Source organism: Plantactinospora sp. CNZ321 (genome assembly GCF_004217235.1).
In genome coordinates, this window is record NZ_SHKQ01000001.1 from 5,645,483 (window position 1) to 5,670,610 (window position 25,128).

Genomic DNA, 25,128 nt, shown 5'->3' on the forward strand with positions numbered 1-25,128 from the left:
GCCCCGGCCGGCGGTATGGACCAACCGGTGGGTAACCGAATCCCTAGCTGAGCCAGCGCGCCAGGGTGGTCGCCCGGCCCGGGTCGAAGGTCGACGGGGCAAAGGGGCGGCCGAGCCACTCCCGCAGCGCCTCGTGCTCCGGATGGGCCGGATCGGCCATCGCGGCGAGGAACCGCCGGTAGCCGTACGGGCCGCCGACATCCTCCGGCGGGCAGGCCCCGGCGCCGGCGGAGCAGACCGGGTACCGCTCGTCGGGGTCGGCACCGAAGACGTCCTCGACGGTCACGTCGTGTTCCCACCAGTCGCCGAAGTCGTAGGTGTAGAGGAAGCGGCCGCCTTTCGTCGCCACCGCGTCCAGCCGGGTGTCCAGCTCGTCGCGGAGCGTCAACTCCCCCTCCGGGTCCGGCACCCCGTACTGCACCCCGTCGATGTCGAACGAGTGCAGGTGGCAGTTCTGCCAGCCGAGTACGGACTGGAACACCCGGTGCACCCGGTCCAGGGTGTAGCCGCCCGGCACCAGCACCCGCCGCCAGACCGACGGCGTGACGTCGGCGAGCGACACCTTGAGCTGGAAGATCTGACGGCGCATCGTCTCCCACCCTCCGGGCATAGGCTTACCGGCATGATCTGCCGAGCCTGCCGTGACAACAGGCACGTCGACTGCCGCGGTCGCAACTGGTGCGACTGCCAGCACCGTACCCCCGCACCCGTCCCTCCGGTCACCGGTCCGGTCACCGAATGACCGGTAATGTCGGAATAACCAGGTTGTGGCCTGACCCGGCGGCGACGCCGCTGGACGAGCCGGCACTGATCGCGCTCTATCCGCGCCTCGCCCGGCCACACCTGCGGGTGAACTTCGTCGCCAGCGTCGACGGCGCGGTGGAGCTGGACGGGCACTCCGCCGGGCTCTCCAGTGCGCCGGACAAGCGGGTCTTCGGGCTGCTGCGGATGGCCTGCGACGGGCTGCTGGTCGGCGCCGGCACGCTGCGGCACGAGGCGTACCGCTCGCTCCGGCTGGACGAGCGGCGGCGGGCCTGGCGCCGGGAGCACGGGCTGGCCGAGTACCCGACCCTGGTGGTGGTCTCCCGGGCGCTGAACCTCGACCCCGAGTCGGCGGCCTTCGCGGACGCACCGGTCCGGCCGGTGGTGCTCACCACCGAGCGGGCCGAGGCGCCGGCCGGGCTCGCCGACGTCGCCGAGCTGCTCCGGCACGGCGAGGAGCAGGTCGACCTGGCCGCCGGCCTCGCCGAAGTGCACCACCGTGGGCACGGCCAGGTGCTCTGCGAGGGCGGACCGCACCTGTTCGGCTCGCTCACCGCCGCCGGTCTGGTCGACGAGGTCTGCCTGACGGTGGCGCCGATGCTGGCCGGTCCGGGCGCCGGACGGATCACCGCCGGGCCGACCACCGCACCGCGCGGGATGTCGCTGCGACACGTCCTCGCCGCCGGGGACGAGCTGCTGCTGCGGTACGCCCGCGACTGAGCCGCCGGAGGCGGTGCCCCGGACCTCGGGGCACCGCCGGTGCGCCACTACTCCTGCGCGGAGTTCCAACCGACGAGTTCGGCCGGGCGGTTGGTGATGATTCCGTCCACGCCCAGGTCGTCCACCTGCCGCCAGCCGGCCGGGGCGTCCACCGTCCAGACCATCACCGCGACTCCGGCCCGGTGCAGGTCACCGATGATCGCCGGCCGGGTGAGCAGCGCCGCCGAGGAGGGGTTGTAGGTGGCCAGCCCGAGTTCGGTGGAGATCGCCACCGGATCGGCGTCCAGGGTGCTGCGGAGCAGCCCGAGTGGCAGCTCCGGGGCCAGCTCGCGGGTGTACCGCAGCACGTCGACATCGAAGCTCTGCACCAGTACCCGGTCGGCCATCTGCTGCTCGCGGACCAGCGCGACGATCCGGGAGACCTCGGCCCGGCTGTGCGCCCCCTTGATCTCCAGCACCAGCCGACCGCCCCGGGTGCGCAGGTCCGCCAACTGCTCGGCCAGGGTCGGTATCGGCACCCCGGCGTAGTGCGGGGCGAACCAGGAGCCCGCGTCCAGCGTCTTGAGCCGGGTGCTGGTCAGCGAGCGGATCGCCCCGGTGCCGTCGGTGGTGCGGTCCACGGTCGAGTCGTGCAACACGAACGGCACGCCGTCGCTGCTCGGCTGCACGTCGTTCTCGATCCAGTCCGCGCCGCCCCGCCGGGCGACCTCCTGGGCCACCAGGGTGTTCTCCGGTGCCGCGGCCGAGGCACCCCGGTGCGCGATCACCGCGACCGGGCTGCCCGGCGAGCGGAGCAGGGCGCTCGGCGCCAGCTCGGTGATCCGGACGTCGTCGAAGGAGACCGTGGAGCCGTTGACGAAGAGCGCCTGTCCGGCCGTACCGGACCGGCGCAGGCTGCTGGTCCGGAGCAGCTCCCGACCCTCGAAGGACCACCGGGCCTGGCTGCCGTGCACCTCGATGGCGACCCGGACGTCCCGGCCGGTGCCGGCGGCGGTCGGCGCGGCGGCGGTCTCCGTCACGTTCCACGAGGGAGCGGTGGTGCGCTCGGCGAACTCCAGCCCGTTGGCCGCGGTGGTGCCGCTGCGCATGGTGGCGATCCACCACGGGGTGGCCCCGCTCGCCGGTACGTCGAGGCCGAACGCGGCCCACCGGGTGCTCGCGTTCACCGACTCGAAGCGTACGGTCGCCTCGAACCGGAAGTGCGCCAGGTACGCGCCAAAGGTGATCTTGTTGTTCTGGGTGGAACCGGTCGAGGTGCCGTAGAGCCGGCCGTTCTGTACCCGCCAGTTGCCGTCGATCGCACGCCAGCCGGTCGGCAGCGTGCCGGCGTCGAAGTTCTCCGACACGTGCACCCGGCCCGGTTCGGCGGCGGCCGGTACCGGGTCGGTGGTGGCGGCGGCTCCGGCGCCGACGGTGGCGGCCAGCAGCAGGGCGGTCACGAGCGCCGGGACACGCCGGCTCCGATGGGTTCCGCGTCCCGCCGGAACCGGCGTGTTGTTCCGGTCCGGTGACGGATTGAGGGTCATCATGGCGCATGAGGTTAGCGGGACGGCGGGGAACGGAACGTCAAGATCTGATTAAGGTGCCGCAAACCAGCCGTGTCCAGTCGAGTTCGGGACGAACTCGGCGGAGCGCCGGCCGTCGTCGCCGCGCCGCGTGGCACGGTGTCGTACCAGTGAGGCAGGATGCGACTCGTGTGTCTTGACCAGATCCCCACCCCGACCCGGGCGACACCGGCCGGATGGACACCGGCCGCATCGACACCGGCCGGGTCGGCACCCACCGGGACGACACCCACCGGAGTGGCGCCGTGACCGAGAGCCCGCCGGAGGGACCGGGCGCGGCGGTCGGCCGGGTGCTGGGCACCGCCGACGCCACCCCGTTGCAGTTCTGGACGGCCGTCACCCCGGGCAGCTACCTCCAACTCGACGACGTGGTGGTGACCCGGCGCGAGCTGCCCGACCGGGAGCCGGTCACCATCGCCGGGGTGGTCACCCAGGTCCGGGCCCGGCACGAGGGGGCGCAGTTCGACTCCGACGTCTTCGCCATCGCCGACGGCACCCTGCCGGCGATGGTGCAGGAGGCGGCCGAGATCACCACCACCCGGGTCGACCCGGAGTTCTACGTGCCGCCGTCGCCCGGCGCGGTGGTCTACCGGGCCGAGGGCGAGGCCCGGTCGGCGGCGCTGCACTTCGACCGGATGGAACGCCGGGTGCCGATGGGGATCGGCCGGGACGGCGTGCCGGTCTTCCTCAACGCCGACTTCCTGGACGGCAGCCGGGGCGCCCACGTCTCGATCTCCGGCATCTCCGGGGTGGCCACCAAGACCAGCTTCGCCACCTTCCTGCTCTACTCGGTGTTCCGCTCCGGGGTGCTCGGCGGCGACGCGGTGAACGCCAAGGCACTGATCTTCAACGTCAAGGGTGAGGACCTGCTCTTCCTCGACCACCCCAACAGCCGGCTCGACGCGGCCACCACCGAGACCTACGCGAAGCTGGGGCTTTCGGCCGGGGCGTTCCCGGACGTGCGGGTCTACGCCCCGCCCCGGGCCGGCGACTCCTCCGGCACCCCGGACGTGAGCAGCCGGCTCGCCGGGGTGGACAGCTTCTACTGGACGTTGACCGAGTTCTGTGCCGACCGCCTCCTGCCGTACGTCTTCGCCGACGCCGACGACGAGCGTCAGCAATACACCATGGTCGTGCACTCCGTCGCCGCCCACCTGCACCGGTACGCCCAGTCCGCCGACGGCGGGGTCAGCGTCGACGGGGTACGGATCAACTCCTACCCCGACCTGGTCGACCACATCGTCGAGCAGCTCACCGATGACGAGACCCGCTCGGAGTGGGCCGGCAGCGCGGTCAACATGGGCACGGTCAACGCCTTCGCCCGGCGGCTGATCGGCAGCAAGAAGGACCTGGCCCGGTTGATCCGGGGTGACCTGGCCACCCGCCGCCCGCACAGCGTGAACACCGCCGAGAGCGCCCAGGTGACCGTCGTCGACCTGCACAACCTGCCGGACCGGGCGCAGCGGTTCGTGGTCGGGGTGACCCTGAAGACCGAGTTCGAGCGCAAGGAGAAGGCCGGCACCGCCAAGCCGCTGCTCTTCGTCGTCCTCGACGAGCTGAACAAGTACGCCCCGCGGGAGGGCTCCTCGCCGATCAAGGAGGTGCTGCTGGACATCGCGGAGCGCGGCCGGTCGCTCGGGGTGATCCTGATCGGCGCCCAGCAGACCGCCAGCGAGGTGGAGCGGCGGATCGTCACCAACTCGGCGATCCGGGTGGTCGGCCGGCTCGACCCGGCCGAGGCATCCCGCCCGGAGTACGGCTTCCTCCCCGCCGCACAGCGGCAGCGGGCGCTGCTGGCCAAGCCGGGCACGATGTTCGTCAACCAGCCGGACATCCCGGTGCCGCTCTGCCTGGACTTCCCCTTCCCCGCCTGGGCGACCCGGGTCTCCGAGGCCGGCACCGCGCCGACCGGGACACTGCGCTCGATCACCCAGGCCGCCGACCCGTTCGCGGTCGTCGGCTCCCGGTCGGGCGTGCTCTCCGACGACGACATCCCCTTCTAGGTTTCCCGTGAGCGCGAGGAGTGAGCCGGTTTTGCGAGCCCCGCAGTCGCGAACGAACGGCAGCACCGTGAGCGCGAGGAGTGAGCCGGTTTTGCGAGCCCCGCAGTCGCGAACGAACGGCAACGAGGTTGGGCGACCGTGAAGATCCTGCACACCTCCGACTGGCACGTCGGAAAGGTCCTCAAGGGACAGTCCCGGATCGGCGAGCACCGGGACGCCCTCGCCCAACTGGTCGAGGTCGCCCGGGCCGAGTCCCCCGACCTGGTGATCGTCGCCGGAGACCTCTACGACACCGCCGCGCCGACCCCGGAGGCGACCCGGCTGGTCACCCGGGCGCTCTCCGCGCTGCGCAGGACCGGGGCCCAGGTCGTCGCGATCGGCGGCAACCACGACAACGGCCCGGCCCTGGACGCGCTGCGCCCGTGGGCCGAGGCCGCCGGGGTGGCGCTGCGGGGCAGCGTCCGGGACAACCCGGCCGAGCATGTCATCGACGGCACCACCGGCGGCGGCGAGGCGTGGCGGTTGGTCGCGCTGCCGTTCCTCTCCCAGCGGTACGCGGTCCGGGCCGTCGAGATGTACGAGCTGACCGCCGCCGAGGCGGTGCAGACGTACGCCGACCACATCGGGCGGGTGCTCGGACGGCTGACCGAGAGCTTCGACTCCCCCGACCGGGTGCACCTGGTCACCGGTCACCTGACCGTGGTTGGCGCCCGGGCCGGCGGCGGCGAGCGGGAGGCGCACACCGTGCTCAACTACGCCGTACCGGCCTCGGTCTTCCCGAGCGGTGCGCACTACGTGGCCCTGGGCCACCTGCACCGGGCACAGCAGGTGCTCGGGCCCTGCCACATCCGCTACAGCGGCAGCCCGTTGGCGATCGACTTCGGCGAGGAGGAGAACCGCCCCTCGGTCAGCATCGTCGAGGTGAGCACCCGCACCGCCGCCCGGGTCCGGGAAGTGCCGATCACCGCGGCGGCGCCGCTGCGCACCGTACGCGGCACCCTCGCCGAGCTCGCCAAGGTCGACGACCGTACGGCGTGGCTGCGGGTCTACGTCCGGGAGGCACCCCGGGCCGGGCTGCGCGAGGAGGTGCAGGAGCTGCTCCCCCGGGCTCTGGAGGTGCGGATCGACCCGGAGATGCTGCCGGCCGCCGGCGCGACCCGGGCCGCGCGGCGCGCCGGGCGCTCCCCGCGAGAGCTGTTCGGCGACTACCTGGCCAGCCGGGGCCAGGCCGACGACGGGGTGCGCGAACTCTTCGACGAACTCTACGAGGAGGCGACCAGCTAGTGCGTCCGCTCCGGCTCGACCTGGCCGGCTTCACCGCCTTCCGGGACGCCACCACCGTCGACTTCACCGACGCGGACTTCTTCGCCCTGGTCGGACCGACCGGTTCGGGCAAGTCCAGCGTGCTCGACGCGATCTGTTTCGCGCTCTACGGCACGGTGCCGCGCTGGGGCGGCGCCCGGGGCATCGCGAACGCGCTGGCGCCGTCGGCGAACGAGGCCCGGGTCCGGCTGGTCTTCGAGTCGGCCGGCGCGCGCTACGTCGCGACCCGGGTGGTCCGGCGGGACGGCCGGGGCAACGTGAAGACCGGCAACGCCGGGCTGCAACTGATGCCGCCCGGCTTCGACGTGACGAAGTTCGACACCGGGCTGAGCCCGGACGACCTCGGCGAGGTGATCGCCGGCACCCCGGCCGAGATGGACGCCGCGGTGCTGGAGGCGGTCGGGCTGCCGTACGAGCAGTTCACCAGCTGCGTGCTGCTGCCGCAGGGGCAGTTCGCCGACTTCCTGCACGCCAAGCCGGCGACCCGGCAGCAGATCCTGGTCAACCTGCTCGGCCTCGGCGTCTACGAGGAGGTGCAGAAGCGGGCGACCGCGCGGGCGACCCGGGCCGACGCCGCGCTGGAGGCCGTCGACCGGATGCTCGACGGGCTCACCGGGATCGACGACGAGGCGCTGGCGACCGCCGCCGGCCGGGTGGAGGCGATGCGGGAGCTGGCCGACGGGGTCGACGCCGCCGTACCCGAGCTGCGGGTCGCCCGTACCGCCGCGACCGAGGCGGAGCGCGCGCTCGCCGCACTCGACGCCGAACTCGCCGAGCTGGATCGGGTCCGGCCGCCCCGGGACCTCGCGGTGGTCGCCGAGGCGGTCGCGGCGGCCCGGGAAACGGTGACCGAGGCGTCGGCGGCGGTAACCGTGGCCGAGGAACGCGAGGAGAAGCTCCGCGGCGAGCTGGCCGGTGCCGGCGACCCGGCGGCGCTGCGGCTGCTCCAACAGGCGCACACCGAACGCGAGCAGGTGGCCGGCGAGGCGGCGACGCTGGCCGGCGCGCTGGCGGCGGCCGGCGACGACCACGACGCGGCGGTGGCCGCGCTGGCGGCGGCCCGGGCCGGTGCGGAGCGGGCCTCCGCCGAGCTGGAGGCGGCCCGGGTGGCCTACCAGGAGGCGCAGACCGCCGACCGGGCGGCGGCGCTCCGGGCCCACCTGCACGCCGGGGCGCCCTGCCCGGTCTGCACCCAGCCGGTGACCCAGGTGCCACCACTGCCGGCGGGCTCGGCGGTCGCCACCGCGAAAAAGGCCGGCGAGGCCGCCCGGGCCGCCGCGGATGCCGCCGACCGGCTGGTCGCCGAGCGGGATCGGGCCGCCCGGGACCTGGAGCGCACCCTCGACCAGGCACGGGCCCGGCACGAACAGCTCACCGCCCGGCTGGCCGACCTGGACGCCCGGCTGGTCGACTCCCCCGGCCCGGCCGCGCTGCGCGAGCGGCTCGACCTGCTCGCCGGGCTCCGGCGGGACCTGGAGGCGGCCGGCGGCGCGGTACGCGCGGCCCGGGAGGCGGCCCGGCGGGCCCGGGCCGGGGTGGAGGCGGCCGAGGAGCGGCTGCGGGGTGCCTGGCACGCCTTCGACACGGTGCGGGACGGGGTGGCCCGGCTCGGCCCGCCGGCCGCCGACCGGGCGGACGTGACCGCCGCCTGGGCCGGGCTCGCCGACTGGGCGACCCGGGCCGGTGCGGAGCGGCGGGCCCGGCGGGCCGACGCCGCCTCGGCGGTGACCGAGGCGCACGACGGCGTCGACGCGGTGGTCGAACGGATCGCCGCGCTCTTCACCGCCGTCGGGCTGGACCGGCCGGCAGCCGACGCCGACCCGGTCCGGCTGGCGGTGGTGGCGCTCGAACGGGCCGAGGCCGAGCACCGCCGGCTGGTCGAGCGCCGGGAACAGGCCCGGGAGCTGACCGAACAGCGGGCCGGGCACGAGCGGGAGTCCCGGGTCGCCAAGGCGCTCGCCGGGCACCTGCGGGCCAACAACTTCGAACGCTGGCTGCTGGCCGAGGCGCTCGACATGCTGGTCGACGGGGCCTCCCGGATCCTGCGTGAACTCACCGACGGGCAGTACGACCTGACACACGACAAGGGCGAGTTCTTCGTCCTCGACCACCACGACGCCGGGCTGCGCCGGGCGGTCCGGACCCTCTCCGGCGGCGAGACCTTCCAGGCCTCGCTGGCGCTGGCACTGGCGCTGGCCGAGCAGCTCGCCGGGCTCTCGACCACCACCGCCAGCCTGGAGTCGATCGTGCTCGACGAGGGCTTCGGCACCCTGGACGCGGCCACCCTGGAGACCGTCGCCGCCACCCTGGAGAATCTGGCCGCCCGGGGCGACCGGATGGTCGGGGTGGTCACCCACGTACCGGCGCTGGCGGAACGGATTCCGGTCCGGTTCGAGGTACGCAAGGACGCCCGCAGTTCCCGGGTGGAACGGACCGGCCGGTGAGCACCCGGCTCTTCGTCGACGCCTGGGACCCGGCCTACGGTGCCTCGTTCGAAGCGGCCGGCGGCCCGGCGGCGCCGAGCAGCGCCCAGGTGCAGACCGACGTCGAGCTGCCCGCCGACGAGTGGCGCCCGCTCGCCGCCCCGGACACGATCGCGCCGCCGGACGTGGTGCTGCTGGTCGACGGGGTACGCCGGATCGACGCCAGCGTCTGGACCGAGGAGCCGGACGGCAGTTCCTTCCCCGGGCTGGCCGCCTCGTACGCCGCCGGGGTGGTCCGGTGCGACCTGCGCCGGGGCGCCGCCGAGCTGGCCGGTGCGGAGGTGGAGCGGGGACTCTTCACCGCCAGCCCGTCGGCCCAGGACGTGGTCGCCGGGCAGATCCGGTACGCCGTACACCGGCTCAGCGGGACCGGGGAGCTGAGCAAGCTGCCGGCGGCGGTCCAGGCGCCGCTGACCGCACTTGAGGTGAAGGTCTCCGGCGCGGTCCGGGACGATGGCGACCTGCTGGTGGTGGACGGCCCGCTGCGCAGTCGGCGGCAGCTGCCGCGCACCCTCGGCTACATCAAGACGCAGCACAGCCAATACCTGGACGCTCGGCACACCGCGCTGGTCACCGGGCTGGCCGCCCGGGAACGCTCCCCGGTCTTCCGGCTCGGTACTGCCTGGGGCGGCTACTCGTGGTATCTGCGGCTGCCCGGCTCGGGGCGCGGCCCCTGGGCCGGGATCGTCCGGGTCGAGTGCTCGGCCGAGCTGGCCGAGCAGCAGGCGATCGAGTTGGCGAACCTCTCCCTGGTCACGCTGCCGAAGTTCGCCTCCACGCCGTACAAGGACCCCCGGGCGCCGCAGAACCTGATCCCGATCGCCGGGCTGGAACGCCGGCTGCGGGCCCGGCTCGGCGACGGCCGGCTGCTGCACCGCGCCCTGGCCCTGGCCACCACCCGGGCCGCCGGGGCCGCACACACCCGCTGAGCCGGACCGCCGGCCCCTACCAGCGCCCGATCCGCCGACCGGGCGCGGTGTGCCGAAGGGCTCCTTCCGGCGGCCCCCGCCGGGACCGGTGAGCCGGCCGGCGATACTTCACCCGTGGGGCGGAAACGGCGGGCCGACGCGGTCGCGGTGAGGGTGGCGAGCGGCCTGGCGGAGCTGCGCCCGGACCCGGACCGGTCAGGCTCGTACACCCTGCTGGTCGACGGGGCACCGCAGTCGCACGTCGACCTCGCCGACCCGACCCACCTGGAGTTCGAGTACGTCCGCCGGATCGCCATCGTGCTCGACCTCGTCGCGCCGGCCGGCGAGCCGCTGCGGGTACTGCACCTGGGCGGTGGGGCGCTGACCCTGCCCCGGTACCTCTCGACCACCCGGCCCGGCTCGACGCAGCGGGTCGTCGAGATCGACCCGGCCCTGGTCGACCTGGTCCGCGAGAAGCTGCCCTGGCCGACCGATCCCCGGCTGCGGGTCCGGGTGGGCGACGCCCGGGAGGTGCTCGGTACCGTCCGGGACGGCAGCTACGACGTGGTGGTGGCCGACGTCTTCGCCGGTGCCCGCACCCCGGCGCACCTCTCCTCGGTGGAGTTCGCGGCCGAGGCGGCCCGGGTGTTGCGCCCCGGCGGCGTGCACCTGGTCAACGTCGCCGACGGCCCGCCGCTGCGGTACGCCCGCGCCCAGGTCGCCACCGTCCGGGCCGTGCTCCCGGAGGCCTGCCTGATCGCCGACTCGGCGGTACTGCGCGGCCGCCGGTACGGCAACCTGGTGCTGGCCGGCAGCCGGGTCGCACTGCCGGTGCCCGAACTGGTCCGGCGCGCCGCCGGAGACTGGTTTCCCGGCCGGGTGCTGGCCGGCGCCGAGCTGGATCGCTTCACCGACGGCGCCCGGGTGGTCGCCGACACCGCCGCCCGACCCTCCATGGCACCTCCGCCGGGCAGTTTCACCATCACCCGTTAGCCGGACACATCGGACAGACGGCCGCCGGGGCGCAGGTCCGGCGCAACTTCTTCGACGTCGATTGATCCGGCCCGGGCCGGGATCCGTACTTCCCGGCGGCGAATCGACCGGACCCCGGGCGCGGCGGATCGACCGGCCCCACGGCGGGGCCCGGCTCGCGCGCCTTCGACGCGGAGGTATGGGTGGGATGCAGGCGGTAGCCGGTGGATGGTATGCCGACACGGTCATGCCGGGGCGAATGTGCGCCACCTCGCAACGCCGGGCAATTCGGCACCGGAAAGGTCTCGACGCGCCGCCAACCGGACGGAATGATGGGCCGGTGACATCGCGACCGGCTGCCGGCCGCCACAACTCGACCCCCGCCGAGACGAGGCACTCCGACGAGCTCGTTCGAGTGCTCTACGAGGAACACGCCAAACCACTGCTGATGTTCGTCCTGCGGCTGACCGGTGGCGACCGCCAGCGCGCCGAGGACGTGGTGCAGGAGACGCTGTTACGTGCCTGGCGCAACGCGCACCGGCTCGGCACCCACGGCCAGTCGTCGCTACGCCCCTGGCTGGTCACCGTCGCCCGGCGGATCGTGATCGACGACCACCGCAGCGAGCAGGCCCGCCCCGCCGAGACCTACGACCGGGATCTCGAGGGGTTCTCCGAATCGGACGACACGGACCGGGTGCTCCGGATGATGACGATCACGGACGCCCTGCGCACCCTGAGCCAGCCGCACCGGGAGGTGCTGGTGGCGACGTACTTCCGGGGGCGCACCGTGCCGGAGGCGGCCGAGGAGTTGGGGCTGCCGCTCGGCACCGCGAAGTCGCGGGTCTACTACGCGCTGCGGGCACTCCGGGCGGCCCTGCTGGAGCGGGGGGTGACCGAGTGAACGCCGAGATCCACCGGGACGTCGCGTCGTACGCGCTCGGTGTCCTGGACGAGCGCGACACCCTGCGCTTCGAGGAGCACCTGGCGAGCTGCGCGCAGTGCGGGCGGGAGTTGGAGTCGCTGCTGCCGGTGGTGGACCTGCTGGGCGATGTCGACGGGCACGACCTGATGGTGGCCGAGCGCGCCGATTCCGACGGTCAGCTCTTCGACCGGGTCGTGGCGGCGGTCGGCGCGGACCGGCGGCGGGCCCGGAGCCGGCGGTTCTACAGCCTGGCGGCCGGTGTGGTCCTGGTGGCGATGCTGACCGGTCTGGCGCTGTTCACCGGGACCCGGATCGCCGATCCCGGGACGACCGCGCAGCCGCCCGGCACCGGCACGGCCACCGGCGGTCCGGGCGCCACCGGACGGCCCGCGCCGACCGGAAAGCGGTTCACCGCCACCGACCCGGACAGCGGGGTGACCATGGAGGTGGTCCTGGGTTCGACGCCCTGGGGCACCCGGATCTCCTACTCGCTGCGCGGGCTCTCCGGCCCGAAGGAGTGCCGGCTGGTGCTGATCCACCGGAGCGGGAAGACCGAGGCGCTCTCAAGCTGGAAGGTGCCGGCCGCCGGCTACGGGACGAAGGCCCAGCCCAACCCACTCATGCTGGAGGCCGCCACCTCCAGCGGCTCGGACGACATCGACGGGTTCCAGGTGCAGGTGCTCGGGGACGACGGGTCGATGGCCCCGCTGGTGACCGTGCCGACCTGACCGGACCGGTCCACTCCCCGCCCGTCGCAGGTGCGGGCGGCGGTTTCCGGCGCGCAGGTCCGGAAACGGCGTTCGCGGCCCTCGACGTGACGGCGATACACGCATCGTCCCGGCGACACCACTCCCCGGATAATTGCGCGCCCAGAATCGGATCGCCGGCCGTCCCAAGTTCGCCGAGCAGCCGGAAAGCACGCACCAGCGGGTGCATGATTTGTACGTACCGCACCGGGCAAGAGTTCAACCTTTCACTGTGAAATTGTCCACGGCGAATAGCTCATCCGGGCGGCCGGAACGGCCGTACCTTCCGGCAACCGGTCCAGCGGAGGAGGGGACGTGGCACCGACGAAGCGGACCGACGCGGTACCGGCTGGCGCCGTCCTGGCCGACGTGGCGCCCGCGGCGTCGACAAACTGCGCACCGGCGGGAACCACTCCGGACACCGACCCCGCTGCCACGCGTGGCCGGCGGCGAAGGTGGTCGCCGAGCCTGCGGCCCCGAAGCCGGCCACCCCGCCGCCGGCACGGCCGGAGGAGAACGGCGGCTGTTGAACCATCGGTACGGCCTCACGGACCCGGCGGCCGACCGTTGCCAGGATAGGCGCGGTCGGTCGCCGCCACGATCCCGGACGCGGCGCGCGGCAACCGCCGATGTCCGGCTGCGACGCCGGCCCGGACGGGCCGGCGTCGCGGCCCGTCCGGGATCGCTTTCGACCGGCCACTGCGGCCAGTCCCCGCCGACCGCGGGCGACGACCCCCGACGGGGCTGCCGATGGTTCGCCCACCGAAACATAAGTTCCTTTTAAGTGGACCTCAAGAGATCCCTATCTTCTCTACCACGGTTTGACTCTCAGCCAACGCATTCCGTACGGTTTTTTCGCACCGTTACCGGCTGAATATTTCGGAAAGGCGGGAAGATGGAGGCGATATACGGGTTGCCACCCGGCGACCGCCGATCGTCCTTCGCTTCGCCGATCTCCGTGGCCAGCGCCGCGCCCGGTGACCCCCGCCGGGTCGACAGCGCGCCGATCGCCGGATTCCGGGTCCGCCTCGTCGACGGCCCGCCCAGCATCCCGCACTCGGCCGACGGCCTCCTGGCCGTCGGCACCACCAGCCTGGTCCCGCTGAACTCCGACCTCGCTGACCGAACCCTCTAAGGAAGAGGTGGCACCACGTGAAGAACACCCCCGTCCGCTCCTCACGGCGGCGCTCGAACCGACCACCACGCAACAAGCGCCTGATCGCCGTACTGGCCACACTGGGCGTGTTCGGCGCGATCGTCACGGTGACCCAGGTCTCGAACGCCGGCACGTGGAACCGGTGGGGTCGGCCGTCGGCGGCCAAGCCCTGCCCGACCGCTCCGGCGCCGGCGACCTCCGCGCCGTCGACCAGCGCTCCGGGCACGCCGGCCCCGTCCTCCTCGGCGGTCGCCGAGGGTCCGGGCACGGCGGCGCAGCCGCAGACCCGGTCGTACCACGACCACGGCGCCATCCAGCACCCCGGTGACGGGCAGGAGCCGGGCACCCTGGCCCAGCGTGGTCGGCCCGGCCGCGGCGACGCCAACTGCACGCCCAGCTCGGGCACCGGCGGCACCCCCGCGCCGGGCAACCCGGCCGCGCTCGAGCCGCTGGGCGCGGACTGTGCGGACAGCGACCTCCAGACGCACGACGGCTTCCAGAACGGCCCGCGCTGCGTGGGCACCGCGTTCGGTGAGGTCGGCGCCCCCGAGCAGAACCCGTCCCTGCTGATCACCCGGGCGCCGAACTCGGTCCGGGTCAACCAGCAGTTCACGCTTCAGGTCAGCACCCGCAACCTGGTCCGGGACCGGTTCCTCGCGGCCGGGCAGGGCGGCTACTACAAGGAGAGCTCCTTCCTCACCGAGGAGGGCCTGGTCCGTGGCCACTTCCACTCCGCCTGCCGGATGCTGACCAGCAGCCGCACCGCGCCGGACCCGGCGCCGGTACCGGCGTTCTTCGTGGCGACCGAGGACGGTCAGGGCGGTGCCCGGCCGGACACCGTCACGGTGACCGTGCCGGGGCTCACCCAGCGGGGTACCGCGCAGTGCGCGGTGTGGGCCGGTGACGGCTCGCACCGGGTCCCGATGATGACCCGCGCCAACCAGGTGCCGGCCTTCGACGTAGTGCGGATCACCGTCAGGTGATTCCGGCCGGCTCGGGCCGGCCGGCGGCCGCAGCGGTGAAACGCTCCCGCCACATCCCGCACCACCGGCGGTGACCGGTCCCCAACCCCGCCGCCACCAGGGAAGTCCGATGACGAGAGACCGAGAGGAGGAGGACCGGATCGGACCCACCTGACACCGCTTGAGGCCGGACGGCACCGGAACGCGCACGGGCGTTCCGGTGCCGTCCCGTCGTGGGCCCGTTCCGGTGCCGTCCCGTCGTGGACCCGTTCCGGTGCCGTCCCGTCGTGGCCCGGTCCCTCGTGGCAGAGTGTCCGGGTGACCGACACCGGGCCGACCGCGAGCCGGCTGCTGCGGCCGCCGGAGTGCTACCACCTCGCCGGCTCGGTCGGGTCGCTGGCGATGGGGACGCACGACCCCTGCGCCCGGTTCGTCGACGGCACGTTCTGGTGGGCCACCCGTACCCCGGACGGGCCGGGGACGCTGGCGCTGCGCCGGGTCGGCGGTGACCTGGTCGCCGACGGCTACGGGCCGGGCGGCGGCTGGGTGGTGGACCGGGCCGACGCCGTGGCCGGGTTCCGCGACGACCTGACCGGCTTCGACCGGCTCGCCGCCGCACACCCGCTGGTGGCGCGACTGGCCAGCACCCACCGAGGGCTGCGGCTGCCGGCCACCGGGCAGATCTTCCCCCGGCTGCTGCGGGCGATCCTGGAGCAGAAGGTCACCGGCAGGGAGGCGTTCCGGGCGTACTCGGCGACGGTGCGCCGGTTCGGGGTACCCGCCCCCGGCCCGCTGCCCCGGCTCTGGGTCCCGCCGGAGCCGGCGGTGATCGCCGGAGCGCCGTACTGGGTGTTCCACCCGTTCGGGGTGGAGCGGCGGCGGGCGGAGACGCTGCGCCGGGCGGCGGCCGGGGCGGACCGGCTGGAACGCTGTGCCGACCCGGTCGAGGCGACCCGCCGGCTCACCGCCATCGTCGGGATCGGACCGTGGACGGCCGCCGAGGTGGTCCGGATCGCCTTCGGGGACCCGGACGCGGTGAGCGTCGGCGACTACCACTTCCCGAACATGGTCGCCTGGGCGCTTGCCGGCGAGGCGCGCGGCGACGACGCTCGGATGCTGGCCCTGCTGGAGCCGTTCCGGGGCCACCGTGGTCGGGTCTGCCGGCTGTTGGAGGCCGGTGGCCACCACGCGCCCCGGTTCGGTCCCCGGATGCCGATCCGCTCCTTCGCCCGGTTCTGATCGCGACGTTTCGCCGCCGCTGGCCCCGCCCGGCTGCGGTTCAGCCGGCGGCGAGCCGGCGGAGCACCGACGCGCAGCGCCAGGCGTACCCGCGCTGGAAGAGCGGCAGCAGCGGCCCGGCGGCCCGGGCCAGCGGACCGGCCGGCCGGCTGAACGCGGTGACGGTGAACCGGACCTCGCCGTCGTCGAGGCGCTGCACCAGGAACGCCTCCTCGCCCCGGACCGGATGCCCGGGCAGAGTGCCGTAGCCGAAGCCGGCCCGGTGCTCGTCGCGTACCGCCCAGACCACCTCGCAGGGGGCGGCCAGCCGCAGCCGGCCCAGCCCGAGCCCGGCGGTGACCGTGCAGCCCGGCTCGGCCCGGGGCGCGCTGGCGTCGATCCGCACCCCCATGGCCCGGTGCATCCGCCAGGTGAGCACCGCCTCGCCGGCCAGCTCGAACGCGCCCGGAGGCAGGGCGGCCCGGTAGCGCAGGTGCCGGTATCCGGGCGGCAGCCGGCCGGTGCGGGTGGCGCCGACCTCCGGATAGGTCAGTCCGGGCATCGCCTGGCGCCTCCTCGCAGAGCTACCCGCCGGGGTGGGCACGGCCACGGCGTCGATTCCGTCGGCAGCCTAACCGCTGGGAGCCGTCGTCCGGTGCGGCCGGGACCGGGACGGACCTGCTTGCCCCCGAGGCGCAGCGCTAGGCAGATCCGGGTACCGCACCTGCCCGGAGGGCTGAGCGGCCCGCGGCGTGGCGGCGGGCGACCTCAGCCGGCCACCGAGAGCAGTGCCTCGGCGACGGTGGTGCGGCTGTTCAGCACGGTCCGGCCGGTCCGGTGCGTGGCCACCAGCCCGGCGGCCCGGAGCACGGCGAGGTGCTGCGAGACGCCCCCGGCCGAGAGCCCGGTACGCCGGGCCAGCTCGGTGGTGGAGACCGGTGACCGCATCTCGGCGAGTACCCGGGCCCGGCCCCTGCCGAGTACCGCGGCCAGGCTGCCGGGTGCCTGCCGGGGCGTCTCCCAGAGCGTGGCGATGCCCCGGGCCGGGTACGCGAGCTGTGGCGCCGGGCGGGCCGGGACGCTCGCCACCGACGGCCAGACGAAGACCGACGGGATCAGCACCAGGCCGTTCCCGTCCGGCAGGTCGGCGGCGGTGCAGTGCTGCTGGGCGATGGCCAGCGTCTCCCCCTCCCAGCGGACCTGCCGGTGCAGGTCGTTGAGGAGTCCGGCGGCGCCGTCGGCGGCGAGCCGCCGGGCCCGGTGGTGCACCTCCGCGTCGAGCAGCAGCCGGATCCGGGCCCAGTCCGGTGCGAGCGCGATCCGCCAGTACCGGACGATCTCGTCGGCGAGCCGGCGCAGCCCGTCGGCCGGGTCGGCGTACAGGTGGCGCACTTCCGGGGCGTCCCGGCCGGGATAGTCGTCGAGGTCCGCCCGGACCGTTTCGGCCGGGGTGGCCAGCAGCGTCGCGAGTTCGGTGTCGAGGTCCGGGGTGAGTCCCTCGGGTGCCGGGGTGAGGAAGTCGGGCAGGTAGTGCGGCCGGGCCGGGATCAGCTGCCAGAGCAGCCCGCCCCGGGCCGTCCCGGCACCAGCCGGTCCGAGGGGCGCGGTCCGGGCGGGGATCAGGCCGGCGTCGACGAGCCGGGGGCGTACCCGGGTCGCCCAGGGCAGGTGCACGGCGTGGTCGCCGGCGTCGCGCAGCACCCGGACGCTGGTCGCGACCTCCCACAGGCAGGAGACCGCGAACCGGATCCGGGCGACGGCGCCGCCCGGCAGACCGATGGAGACCACGTCGACCTCTCGTTTTAGGCAGAGCTGAAAGGATACGGCCTGCCGCGCGGGCGGCGGAGACTACCGACCATGAGTGAGCAACGTCTTCGCGCCGAGCTGTTCCGTTCCCTGCACGTCCCCGCCGACCCGGTCGTCCTGGTCAACGCCTGGGACGCGGCGAGTGCCCGGATCGTGGCGGCGGCCGGCGCGCGGGCCGTCGCGACGACCAGCGCCGGGGTGGCGTGGAGCCTCGGTGCCCCGGACGGCGACGTCCTCGGCCGGGAGCCGGCCACCGAACTCGTCGGGCGGGTCGCGGCGGCGGTCTCGGTGCCGGTGAGCGCCGACATCGAGACGGGTTTCGGGGCGACCCCGGATCAGGTCGGCGAGACCGTCCGCGCGGTGCTGGCCGCCGGTGCGGTAGGGGTGAACCTGGAGGACGCGGCACCGGACGGCGGGCCGGGGCTGCGCGACGTCGCCGACCAGTCGGCCCGGCTGGCCGCCACCCGGGCCGTCGCGGACGCGGTCGGGATTCCGCTGTACGTCAACGCGCGGATCGACACCTTCCTGCGGGGTACCGGCGGGGTGCCGGAGACCCTCGACCGGGCGGCCCACTATCTCCTGGCCGGCGCCGACGGGATCTTCGTGCCCGGGGTGGTCGACCCGGAGACGGTGGCGGCACTGGTCGCCGGCATCCCGGCACCGCTGAACATCCTCGCCGGTCCCGGCGCGCCGGCCGTACCCGAGCTGGCCCGGCTCGGGGTGGCCCGGGTCAGCCTCGGCTCGTCGGTGGCCACGGCGGCGTACGCGGTGGTCCGGCGGGCCGCCGAGGAGGTGTACGGGTCGGGCGGTTACGACGCCCTCGCCGGCGCCCTGGACTACGGGGCGGTCAACGAGCTGATGCGTCGCTGACTGCCGCGCCGACGCCCGGTGTGCCGGGCCCGACCCGGATTCGGACCGCCCGGCGGTGGTTCCGGCGGAAGTTTGGGGAACGATAGCGCAATGGCGAACACCACAGAGGGCAACAGCACCGAGGGCAGCTACGTCAACCCGGGCGAGGAGTTCACCCGGGACCAGCGCTACATCGCCACCCGGATCACCGCCGACGGGCGGGACGGCTATCCGGTGGAGCCGGGCCGGTACCGGCTGGTGGTGAGCCGGGCCTGTCCGTGGGCCAACCGGGTGATCATCGTCCGCCGGCTGCTCGGGCTGGAGGACGTGCTGTCGATGGGGGTCGCCGGGCCGACCCACGACGCCCGGAGCTGGACGTTCGACCTCGACCCCGGCGGCCGGGACCCGGTGCTCGGCATCGAGCGGCTCCAGGAGGCGTTCTTCGCCCGGTTCCCGGGATACGAGCGCGGGATCACGGTGCCGGCGATCGTGGACGTCCCGACCGGGCAGGTGGTGACGAACGACTTCGCCCAGATGACCATCGACCTGTCGACGCAGTGGCGGGCGTACCACCGATCCGGTGCGCCCGACCTCTATCCGGAGCCGCTGCGGGACGAGATCGACGAGGTGAACGCGGTCGTCTTCGCCGATGTCAACAACGGGGTGTACCGGTGCGGGTTCGCCGGCAGCCAGGAGGCGTACGAGAAGGCGTACCGGCGGCTCTTCGACCGACTGGACTGGCTGTCGGCCCGGCTGGAGGGGCGACGCTACCTGGTCGGGGAGAGCATCACCGAGGCCGACGTGCGGCTCTTCACCACCCTGGTCCGGTTCGACGCGGTCTACCACGGGCACTTCAAGTGCAACCGGCAGAAGCTGACCGAGCAGCCGGTGCTGTGGGCGTACGCCCGGGACCTGTTCGGTACGCCCGGGTTCGGTGACACCGTCGACTTCGACCACATCAAGCGGCACTACTACGAGGTGCACCGGGACATCAACCCGACCGGGATCGTGCCGCTCGGACCGGACCTGCGGAACTGGCTGGAGCCGCACGGCCGGGAGGCGCTCGGCGGCCGCCCGTTCGGGGACGGCACCCCGCCGCCACCGCCACGCGCCGACGAGACCGTGCCGGCCGGGCACATCCCGCTGGCGGGCTGACCGTCGACGCAGGGCCGCTGTCGGCGTCATCAGCGCGGAGAGGCGGCGGGCGACGGTGGCCGGGCTGAGCGGGCGGCCACTGCGGAGCGCCAGCCGGACCGGAAGCGGCCCTGCGACCGGTCGGCCCTGCGACCGGTCAGGCGTTGTCGCCGGTATCCGGGCCGCCGGGCGCCGGGGAGCCGGTGGCGGCCATCGCGAAGAGTACGGTCCGGACGGCCTGGTAGAGGTCCTGCCGGCTCTGTTCGCTCCCCGGAACCGGCGCGTCGAGCGAGCCGGCGCCGACGAGACGGTCGAAGAGCAGCCCGTCCAGGCAGGCGACGAGGTGCTTGCCGCTCCGCTCGGGATCTGCCGCTCCGGCCTGCCCGAGTAGCGCACGGGCCTGGGTCCGGGAGGCGATGCCGTACGACAGAATCTCCCGTAGCTCGGGGTGGTGGGTGGCCTCCAGCAGGCAGGCGTACCGGGCCAGTGTCCGGATACGTCCTGCGGTCAGCCAGCGGTCGAGCAGGCCGGCTATCCGGTTGGCGAGCTGGTCGAGTTCCCGGGGTCCGAGTGGCCCGCTCCCACCGGGCGGGACCGCCGGTCCGGTGGCCGCCTCGACGGGCAGGTCGGTGGCTTCGAGGTCGGCACGGTCGAGGTCGGCGAGGCGGCGTACGACCGCCTCGATGAGCGCCTTCCGGGTCCGGAAGTACGCCGAGGTGGAGCCGAGCGGCAGGCCGGCGCGGCCGTCCACGGCCCGGTGGGTCAGCCCGCGCATGCCCAGCTCCGCCACCAGTTCGATCGCGGCGTCGGTGATGACGGCGAACCGGTCCCGCCGAGCGGTCACCCGTACTCCCTCCACCCGCTCTTCTACGCCTGTAGTATGCCTTTCTACAGGCGTAGAAGGACCGCTTACCGGAGGTGCACGTTGGGCACGTTGGATCGGAGCGCGGTGGTGGTCGGCGCCGGCATCGGCGGCCTCTGCGCCGCCCTGGCGCTGCGTCGGCAGGGCTGGCGGGTGACGGTGCTGGAACGGGCGCCCGCGTTCGGCACGGCCGGCGCCGGGATCACGCTGATGTCGAACGCGCTGGCCGGGCTGGCGGCGCTCGGCCTCGGGGAGCGGATCCGGGCGGCCGGTCGGGTGGAGGCGGCCGGTGGCAGCCGTACCGCGGACGGCCGCTGGCTGGCCCGGATGGCCGCCGCCGACCTGGTCGACCAGCTCGGCACGGAGTCGCTGGGCATCCACCGGGCGAGGCTGCACGAGATCCTGCACGCCGCGCTGCCCGAGGGCACGACCGTGGTCACCGGGGCGGAGGTGGTCGAGGTGGTCGCCGGCCCGCCGGCCGAGGTCAGCTACGTCTGCGAGGGCGCCCGGCGGACGCTCCGGGCCGAGCTGGTGGTCGGGGCCGACGGGCTGCGCAGCGTCGTACGCCGGCGGTTGTGGCCGGAGACCCCGGCCCCGGCGTACGTCGGCAGCACCGCCTGGCGGGGCGTGACGGACCGACCCTGGACCGGCGAACTGCTGGTGGCGATCACCTGGGCGCCGGGCGCCGAGTTCGGGATGGTGCCGCTCGGCGACGGCCGGGTCTACTGGTTCGGCGCGGTCACCGCCCCGGAGGGGCAGCGCGACGCCGACGAGCTGGCGGCGGTGCGGGAGCGCTTCGGGTCGTGGCACCCGCCGATCCCGCGATTGCTGGACGCGACCAGCCCGTCCGGGGTGCTCCGAAACGACCTCTACCATCTCGGCACCCCGCTGGGCAGCTACGTCAGGGGCGCCGTCGCGCTGCTCGGCGACGCCGCGCACGCGATGACCCCGAATCTGGGCCAGGGCGCGGCCCAGGCAATCGAGGACGCGGTGGTGCTCGGCTCGTGCCTCCCCGAGGGGGTCGGGGTGCCGGCCGGCCTGGCCCGGTACGACGCGGAGCGCCGCCCGCGCAGCCAGCGGGTCGCCCGGGCCTCGTACCAGATTGGCCGGTTCGGCCAGCAGCTGCGCAACCCGCTGGCGGTCGGATTACGGAACGTGATGATGCGCCTGACCCCGCCCCGGGTCGCACTCCGCTCGATGGCCCGGTACGCGGACTGGCACCCCCCGGCCGAGCCCCGCGCCTGAACCTGCGCCGATGCGCGGCCCTTACCAGAAATCCCCGCGGGTCAGGCGCGAGATGAATCGGCCATTCACCTACATTCACGCCACCACGTTGCTGTGATCCGTGCCCGAACGTCCTGATTGGCCGCATAATGCAACACAGACCGCTAGGGCATCCGGCCCGAAGCGGCATAAAAGGAGTGAAAGGCCCGATCGTGAAGCTCACTTTCATTCGCAAGACCGCGCAGTCCCAGATCAACAACTGCCCGTCGCTGTACCGCACGGACCGTGACACCTTCATCGTGCAGGGCTGGCGCGTCTCCGACCCGGAGGCACTGGCCCAGCTCGACATCCCGGCGCACGAGACCGCGGTCGAGGTCCCGGCCGACGTGCTGGCCGAGATCGCGAAGGCGCTGTAGTAACGCGCGACGAGCCGACACACGCAGCTCGGTTACGAGGCCCTGCCGGCCGGACGTTCACGGAGGTCGGCCAGGGTCACCGGGGTACGGATCCGCAGCAGTCGCTCCAGCGCCGCCACCGACCCCACCTCCCCGAGTACGTCAACCCCGCCCACCTCCGGGTGATAGCGGTACGCCAGCCGGTAGAGGTACCTCCCGGCGATCCGCTCGACACTCACCTGCCACCGGCCGCAGCAGACGCACACCCAGCCCCGCATCCGGCGAAGATAGCTCTGAGCTGCGTAAACACGTCACGCGCGGTGGCCGACGCGAAACTCCTGCGCCCGGTGGTGCCGATGGGACGACCGGTACGGCCAGGGGGACCCCGGCCCGTCGCCCATCTGGTTGACTTGGCCGGGTGGAACTGCCGATCAACCCGCCGGTCGAGCCGATGCTGGCGAAGAGCGTGCCGAAGATCCCCACCGGCCCGGGGATGAGTTACGAGCCGAAGTGGGACGGCTTCCGGTGCATCGTCTTCCGCGACGGTGACGAGGTCGAGCTGGCCAGCCGGGGCGGCAAGACGATGACCCGCTACTTCCCGGAGGTGGTGGCGCAGGCCCGGGCCCAGCTGCCGACCCGCTGCGCGGTCGACGGCGAGCTGATCGTCATCCGCCGGGACGGCCCGGACGGCGCTCCCAGACTCGACTTCGAGCTGCTCAGCCAGCGCATCCATCCGGCGGCGTCCCGGGTCAACATGCTGGCCGAGACCACCCCGGCCGACCTGGTCGCCTTCGACCTGCTCGCCATCGGTGACGAGTCGCTGGTCGACCAGCCCTACGAGCGGCGCCGCGGCCGGCTCGTCCAGGAGCTGCGCGGGGTCGTACCGCCGGTGCACGTCACCCAGACCACCACCGACCCGGAGACGGCGGCCCGGTGGTTCGAGATCTTCGAGGGGGCCGGGCTGGACGGGCTGGTCGCCAAGCCTGCCGACATCCCCTACCAGCCGGGCAAGCGGCTGATGTTCAAGGTCAAGCACACCCGTACCGCCGACGTGGTGGTCGCCGGGTTCCGCTGGCACAAGTCCGGCCCGGTGGTCGGTTCCCTGCTGCTCGGCCTGCACGACGAGGGGGGCACCCTGCACCACGTCGGCGTGTCGGCGTCGTTCAGCGCCGCCCGCCGCGCCGAGCTCCTCGACGAGCTGGCGCCGTACCGCGAGGGCGTCGAGGAGCACCCGTGGGTGCACGGCGACCACACCAGCGGGCAGCGCATCCCCGGCGGCCCCAGTCGGTGGTCCGGCACCAAGAGCCTGGAATGGGAGCCGCTCCGGCCGGAACTGGTGGCCGAGGTCGGCTACGACGCGATGGAGGGGGACCGGTTCCGGCACACCGCCCAGTTCGTCCGCTGGCGGCCCGACCGGGAGCCGGCCTCCTGCGGGTACGACCAACTCGACCGTCCGATCCGGTTCGACGTCGACCAGGTGCTCCGCGGCGACCCGCTCGCCCCAGGCGCGTAGCCTGACGGTCGCAACGATCACGGAGGATCTCTTGGCCCGCTCGTACCCTCGCCGGCTGCCCCTGGCCGGTCTCCTGGCCGTCGTGTTGCTCGTCGCCGGCTGCACCATCCCGATGTTCCGGCCCGACGACGAGAAGGAGCGCGCCGGCTCGGCGGCCGGGCCGAGCGGCACCGGTACCGCGAAGTGGAAATCCTGTCCGGAGGTGCCGCGCAAGCTCGTCGGCCGGGGCGCGCCCAACATGCGGTACGACTGCGCCACCATCTCCGTACCCGCGGACTGGAACGCGGCCGGCGGTGCCGGCACCGACAAGCTGGAGATCTCGCTGCTGCGGATCCGGTCGGCCAAGCAGCAGGACCGGATCGGTTCGCTGCTGATCAACCCGGGCGGCCCCGGTGGGTCCGGCGTCGACTCGGCGGTCTACCTGTCGTTCGGAGCCAGCTTCGGCGGGCTGCCGGACGAGGTGACCCGGCGCTTCGACATCATCGGCTTCGACCCTCGGGGCGTGGCCCGCTCCTCCCCCGTCAAGTGCGTCTCCGACGCCGACCTGGACCGCAGCTTCGGCTTCGAGCTGGACCCGGCGAGCCAGGCGGAGTTCGACGAGTTGGTGGCGCTGAACCGGCGGATCGGCGACACCTGCGGCGCCAGGTACGGCGAGCGGCTGCGGCTCTACTCCACGGAGCAGGCCGCGCACGACATGGACGCGATCCGGGCCGCGGTCGGCGACGAGAAGCTGAGCTACCTCGGGTACTCCTACGGCACCCTGCTCGGCGCGACGTACGCCCAGCTCTTCCCGCGTAACGTCCGGGCGCTGGTGCTCGACGGCGCGGTCGACCCGGAGCAGGACATCGTGGCCGGCTCGGAGAGCCAGGCCAAGGGCTTCGAGCGGGCCTTCACCAACTTCACCAACTGGTGCCGGGACACTCCGGGCCGGTGCCCGATCGCCCCGGACGCCCGGGGCGCGGTGACGGACGCGCTGGAGAAGGCCCGGGTCTCTCCGGTACGCGGCGAGGGCGGCCGGGAGGCCACCGCCGGCTGGGTCTTCTACGCGGTGATCTCCTCGCTCTACACCGAGGCCGGCTGGCAGAAGCTCGCCGCCGCGATCGACTCGCTCGCCGACGGCGACCCGAAGGAGGTCTTCGCACTCGCCGACTCGTACGCCGAACGGAGCGAGGACGGCAGCTACACGAACCTCTTCGACGCCAACCTCTCGGTGAACTGCGCCGACGAGGAGGACCGGGTCGGCGTCGATCGGATCCGGTCGTTGCAGTCGCAGTGGCGCGAGAAGTACCCGCTGTTCGGCGCCCCGTTGGCGGTGGGGATGCTGAGCTGCGAGTTCTGGCCCGGCCAGCGGGACCCGTACCCGACCGGCCCGGCGACCGGCGCCCCGCCGATCGTCGTCGTCGGCACCACCGGCGACCCGGCCACGCCCTACGAGCAGACGCCGAAGCTGGCCGAGATGCTCGACGTCGGCGTGGTGCTGACCTGGCAGGGCGAGGGGCACACCGCCTACCCGCAGACCCGCTGCATCACCAACGCGGTCGACGACTACCTGATCGACCTGAAGCCGCCGAGCGCCGGCACCACCTGCCCGGCCCGCTGACGCCC

23 protein-coding genes are annotated in these 25,128 nt (G+C 73.8%); 17 read left to right on the forward strand and 6 right to left on the reverse strand.

The window, feature by feature from the left end; translation table 11 throughout:
* Window positions 1–43: 43 nt before the first annotated feature.
* Window positions 44–589 (reverse strand): IS1096 element passenger TnpR family protein, encoded by a 546-nt coding sequence (locus EV371_RS24295; protein ID WP_130464095.1) that lies wholly within the window; start codon window positions 587–589, stop codon window positions 44–46.
* Window positions 590–738: 149 nt separating this feature from the next.
* Between EV371_RS24295 and EV371_RS24300 the strand changes: the two genes are divergently transcribed.
* Window positions 739–1,482, forward strand: a complete 744-nt coding sequence (locus EV371_RS24300) for a pyrimidine reductase family protein (RefSeq protein ID WP_130464096.1) — start codon at window positions 739–741, stop codon at window positions 1,480–1,482.
* A 47-nt stretch (window positions 1,483–1,529) separates the two neighbouring features.
* Here the strand turns inward: EV371_RS24300 and EV371_RS24305 are convergent, their stop codons facing one another.
* Window positions 1,530–2,921, reverse strand: a complete 1,392-nt coding sequence (locus EV371_RS24305) for a glycerophosphodiester phosphodiesterase (RefSeq protein ID WP_349340658.1) — start codon at window positions 2,919–2,921, stop codon at window positions 1,530–1,532.
* 302 nt (window positions 2,922–3,223) lie between these two features.
* Here EV371_RS24305 and EV371_RS24310 point away from each other — a divergent pair, with 302 nt between their 5' ends.
* From EV371_RS24310 to EV371_RS24355, 10 genes are all read left to right on the forward strand, one after another.
* A complete protein-coding gene (locus EV371_RS24310) occupies window positions 3,224–5,050 on the forward strand; it encodes an ATP-binding protein (RefSeq protein ID WP_486484772.1) in 1,827 nt (608 codons plus the stop codon).
* A 138-nt stretch (window positions 5,051–5,188) separates the two neighbouring features.
* The gene (locus EV371_RS24315) at window positions 5,189–6,334 is read left to right on the forward strand and encodes an exonuclease SbcCD subunit D C-terminal domain-containing protein (protein WP_130464097.1); all 1,146 of its coding nucleotides are present in this window, start codon (window positions 5,189–5,191) and stop codon (window positions 6,332–6,334) included.
* Window positions 6,334–8,817, forward strand: coding sequence for an AAA family ATPase (locus EV371_RS24320; protein WP_130464098.1), 2,484 nt, complete (start codon window positions 6,334–6,336; stop codon window positions 8,815–8,817). Before EV371_RS24315 ends, EV371_RS24320 begins: the two co-directional genes overlap by 1 nt.
* The gene (locus EV371_RS24325; RefSeq protein ID WP_130464099.1) at window positions 8,814–9,785 is read left to right on the forward strand and encodes a hypothetical protein; all 972 of its coding nucleotides are present in this window, start codon (window positions 8,814–8,816) and stop codon (window positions 9,783–9,785) included. The genes EV371_RS24320 and EV371_RS24325 overlap by 4 nt, the downstream gene beginning before the upstream one ends.
* A 114-nt stretch (window positions 9,786–9,899) precedes the next feature.
* Complete coding sequence (locus tag EV371_RS24330) at window positions 9,900–10,757, forward strand: fused MFS/spermidine synthase (RefSeq protein ID WP_130464100.1); 858 nt, start codon at window positions 9,900–9,902, stop codon at window positions 10,755–10,757.
* Between the two features lie 187 nt (window positions 10,758–10,944).
* On the forward strand, window positions 10,945–11,637 hold the full coding sequence (locus EV371_RS24335) for a sigma-70 family RNA polymerase sigma factor (protein WP_130464101.1): 693 nt from the start codon (window positions 10,945–10,947) through the stop codon (window positions 11,635–11,637).
* Window positions 11,634–12,386, forward strand: coding sequence for a zf-HC2 domain-containing protein (locus tag EV371_RS24340; protein ID WP_130464102.1), 753 nt, complete (start codon window positions 11,634–11,636; stop codon window positions 12,384–12,386). Before EV371_RS24335 ends, EV371_RS24340 begins: the two co-directional genes overlap by 4 nt.
* Window positions 12,387–13,299: 913 nt before the next feature.
* Complete coding sequence (locus tag EV371_RS24345; protein WP_130464103.1) at window positions 13,300–13,539, forward strand: hypothetical protein; 240 nt, start codon at window positions 13,300–13,302, stop codon at window positions 13,537–13,539.
* Window positions 13,540–13,556: 17 nt separating this feature from the next.
* On the forward strand, window positions 13,557–14,543 hold the full coding sequence (locus tag EV371_RS24350) for a Pecanex-like protein 1 (protein WP_207230597.1): 987 nt from the start codon (window positions 13,557–13,559) through the stop codon (window positions 14,541–14,543).
* A gap of 297 nt (window positions 14,544–14,840) precedes the next feature.
* Complete coding sequence (locus EV371_RS24355; RefSeq protein WP_130464104.1) at window positions 14,841–15,761, forward strand: DNA glycosylase family protein; 921 nt, start codon at window positions 14,841–14,843, stop codon at window positions 15,759–15,761.
* Window positions 15,762–15,801: 40 nt separating this feature from the next.
* On the opposite strand, the gene EV371_RS24360 is transcribed toward EV371_RS24355, so the two are convergent.
* Window positions 15,802–16,302, reverse strand: coding sequence for a DUF1990 domain-containing protein (locus EV371_RS24360; RefSeq protein ID WP_130464105.1), 501 nt, complete (start codon window positions 16,300–16,302; stop codon window positions 15,802–15,804).
* A 206-nt stretch (window positions 16,303–16,508) separates the two neighbouring features.
* Complete coding sequence (locus tag EV371_RS24365) at window positions 16,509–17,528, reverse strand: winged helix-turn-helix domain-containing protein (protein WP_130464106.1); 1,020 nt, start codon at window positions 17,526–17,528, stop codon at window positions 16,509–16,511.
* A 69-nt stretch (window positions 17,529–17,597) separates the two neighbouring features.
* Between EV371_RS24365 and EV371_RS24370 the strand changes: the two genes are divergently transcribed.
* Together EV371_RS24370 and EV371_RS24375 are read left to right on the forward strand one after the other, a co-directional pair.
* The gene (locus tag EV371_RS24370; protein ID WP_130464107.1) at window positions 17,598–18,416 is read left to right on the forward strand and encodes an isocitrate lyase/phosphoenolpyruvate mutase family protein; all 819 of its coding nucleotides are present in this window, start codon (window positions 17,598–17,600) and stop codon (window positions 18,414–18,416) included.
* Window positions 18,417–18,506: 90 nt separating this feature from the next.
* Window positions 18,507–19,550: a glutathione S-transferase C-terminal domain-containing protein gene (locus EV371_RS24375; RefSeq protein ID WP_130464108.1), complete on the forward strand. Its 1,044-nt coding sequence runs from the start codon at window positions 18,507–18,509 to the stop codon at window positions 19,548–19,550.
* A 136-nt stretch (window positions 19,551–19,686) separates the two neighbouring features.
* Here the strand turns inward: EV371_RS24375 and EV371_RS24380 are convergent, their stop codons facing one another.
* Window positions 19,687–20,373, reverse strand: a complete 687-nt coding sequence (locus EV371_RS24380; protein ID WP_130464109.1) for a TetR/AcrR family transcriptional regulator — start codon at window positions 20,371–20,373, stop codon at window positions 19,687–19,689.
* Window positions 20,374–20,454: 81 nt separating this feature from the next.
* Between EV371_RS24380 and EV371_RS24385 the strand changes: the two genes are divergently transcribed.
* Window positions 20,455–21,636, forward strand: coding sequence for an FAD-dependent oxidoreductase (locus EV371_RS24385; protein ID WP_349340652.1), 1,182 nt, complete (start codon window positions 20,455–20,457; stop codon window positions 21,634–21,636).
* A 191-nt stretch (window positions 21,637–21,827) separates the two neighbouring features.
* Window positions 21,828–22,031 carry a hypothetical protein gene (locus EV371_RS24390; RefSeq protein WP_130464110.1) on the forward strand — a complete coding sequence of 68 codons (204 nt, stop codon included), beginning with the start codon at window positions 21,828–21,830 and terminating at the stop codon, window positions 22,029–22,031.
* A 32-nt stretch (window positions 22,032–22,063) separates the two neighbouring features.
* Here EV371_RS24390 and EV371_RS24395 read toward each other — a convergent pair whose 3' ends face one another.
* Complete coding sequence (locus EV371_RS24395) at window positions 22,064–22,288, reverse strand: hypothetical protein (RefSeq protein ID WP_130464111.1); 225 nt, start codon at window positions 22,286–22,288, stop codon at window positions 22,064–22,066.
* Between the two features lie 140 nt (window positions 22,289–22,428).
* On the opposite strand from EV371_RS24395, the gene EV371_RS24400 reads away from it, so the two are divergent.
* Together EV371_RS24400 and EV371_RS24405 are read left to right on the forward strand one after the other, a co-directional pair.
* Window positions 22,429–23,523: an ATP-dependent DNA ligase gene (locus EV371_RS24400; RefSeq protein WP_130464112.1), complete on the forward strand. Its 1,095-nt coding sequence runs from the start codon at window positions 22,429–22,431 to the stop codon at window positions 23,521–23,523.
* Window positions 23,524–23,554: 31 nt separating this feature from the next.
* Window positions 23,555–25,123 carry an alpha/beta hydrolase gene (locus EV371_RS24405; protein ID WP_486484773.1) on the forward strand — a complete coding sequence of 523 codons (1,569 nt, stop codon included), beginning with the start codon at window positions 23,555–23,557 and terminating at the stop codon, window positions 25,121–25,123.
* Window positions 25,124–25,128: the final 5 nt, after the last annotated feature.

Coding starts and splice junctions, on each gene's coding strand:
- EV371_RS24295 (WP_130464095.1), bottom strand. CDS start 589: ATGCGCCGTCAGATCTTCCAGCTCAAGGTGTCGCTCGCCGACGTCACG.
- EV371_RS24300 (WP_130464096.1), top strand. CDS start 739: ATGACCGGTAATGTCGGAATAACCAGGTTGTGGCCTGACCCGGCGGCG.
- EV371_RS24310 (WP_486484772.1), top strand. CDS start 3,224: ATGGACACCGGCCGCATCGACACCGGCCGGGTCGGCACCCACCGGGAC.
- EV371_RS24335 (WP_130464101.1), top strand. CDS start 10,945: ATGCAGGCGGTAGCCGGTGGATGGTATGCCGACACGGTCATGCCGGGG.
- EV371_RS24345 (WP_130464103.1), top strand. CDS start 13,300: ATGGAGGCGATATACGGGTTGCCACCCGGCGACCGCCGATCGTCCTTC.
- EV371_RS24360 (WP_130464105.1), bottom strand. CDS start 16,302: ATGCCCGGACTGACCTATCCGGAGGTCGGCGCCACCCGCACCGGCCGG.
- EV371_RS24370 (WP_130464107.1), top strand. CDS start 17,598: ATGAGTGAGCAACGTCTTCGCGCCGAGCTGTTCCGTTCCCTGCACGTC.
- EV371_RS24375 (WP_130464108.1), top strand. CDS start 18,507: ATGGCGAACACCACAGAGGGCAACAGCACCGAGGGCAGCTACGTCAAC.
- EV371_RS24395 (WP_130464111.1), bottom strand. CDS start 22,288: ATGCGGGGCTGGGTGTGCGTCTGCTGCGGCCGGTGGCAGGTGAGTGTC.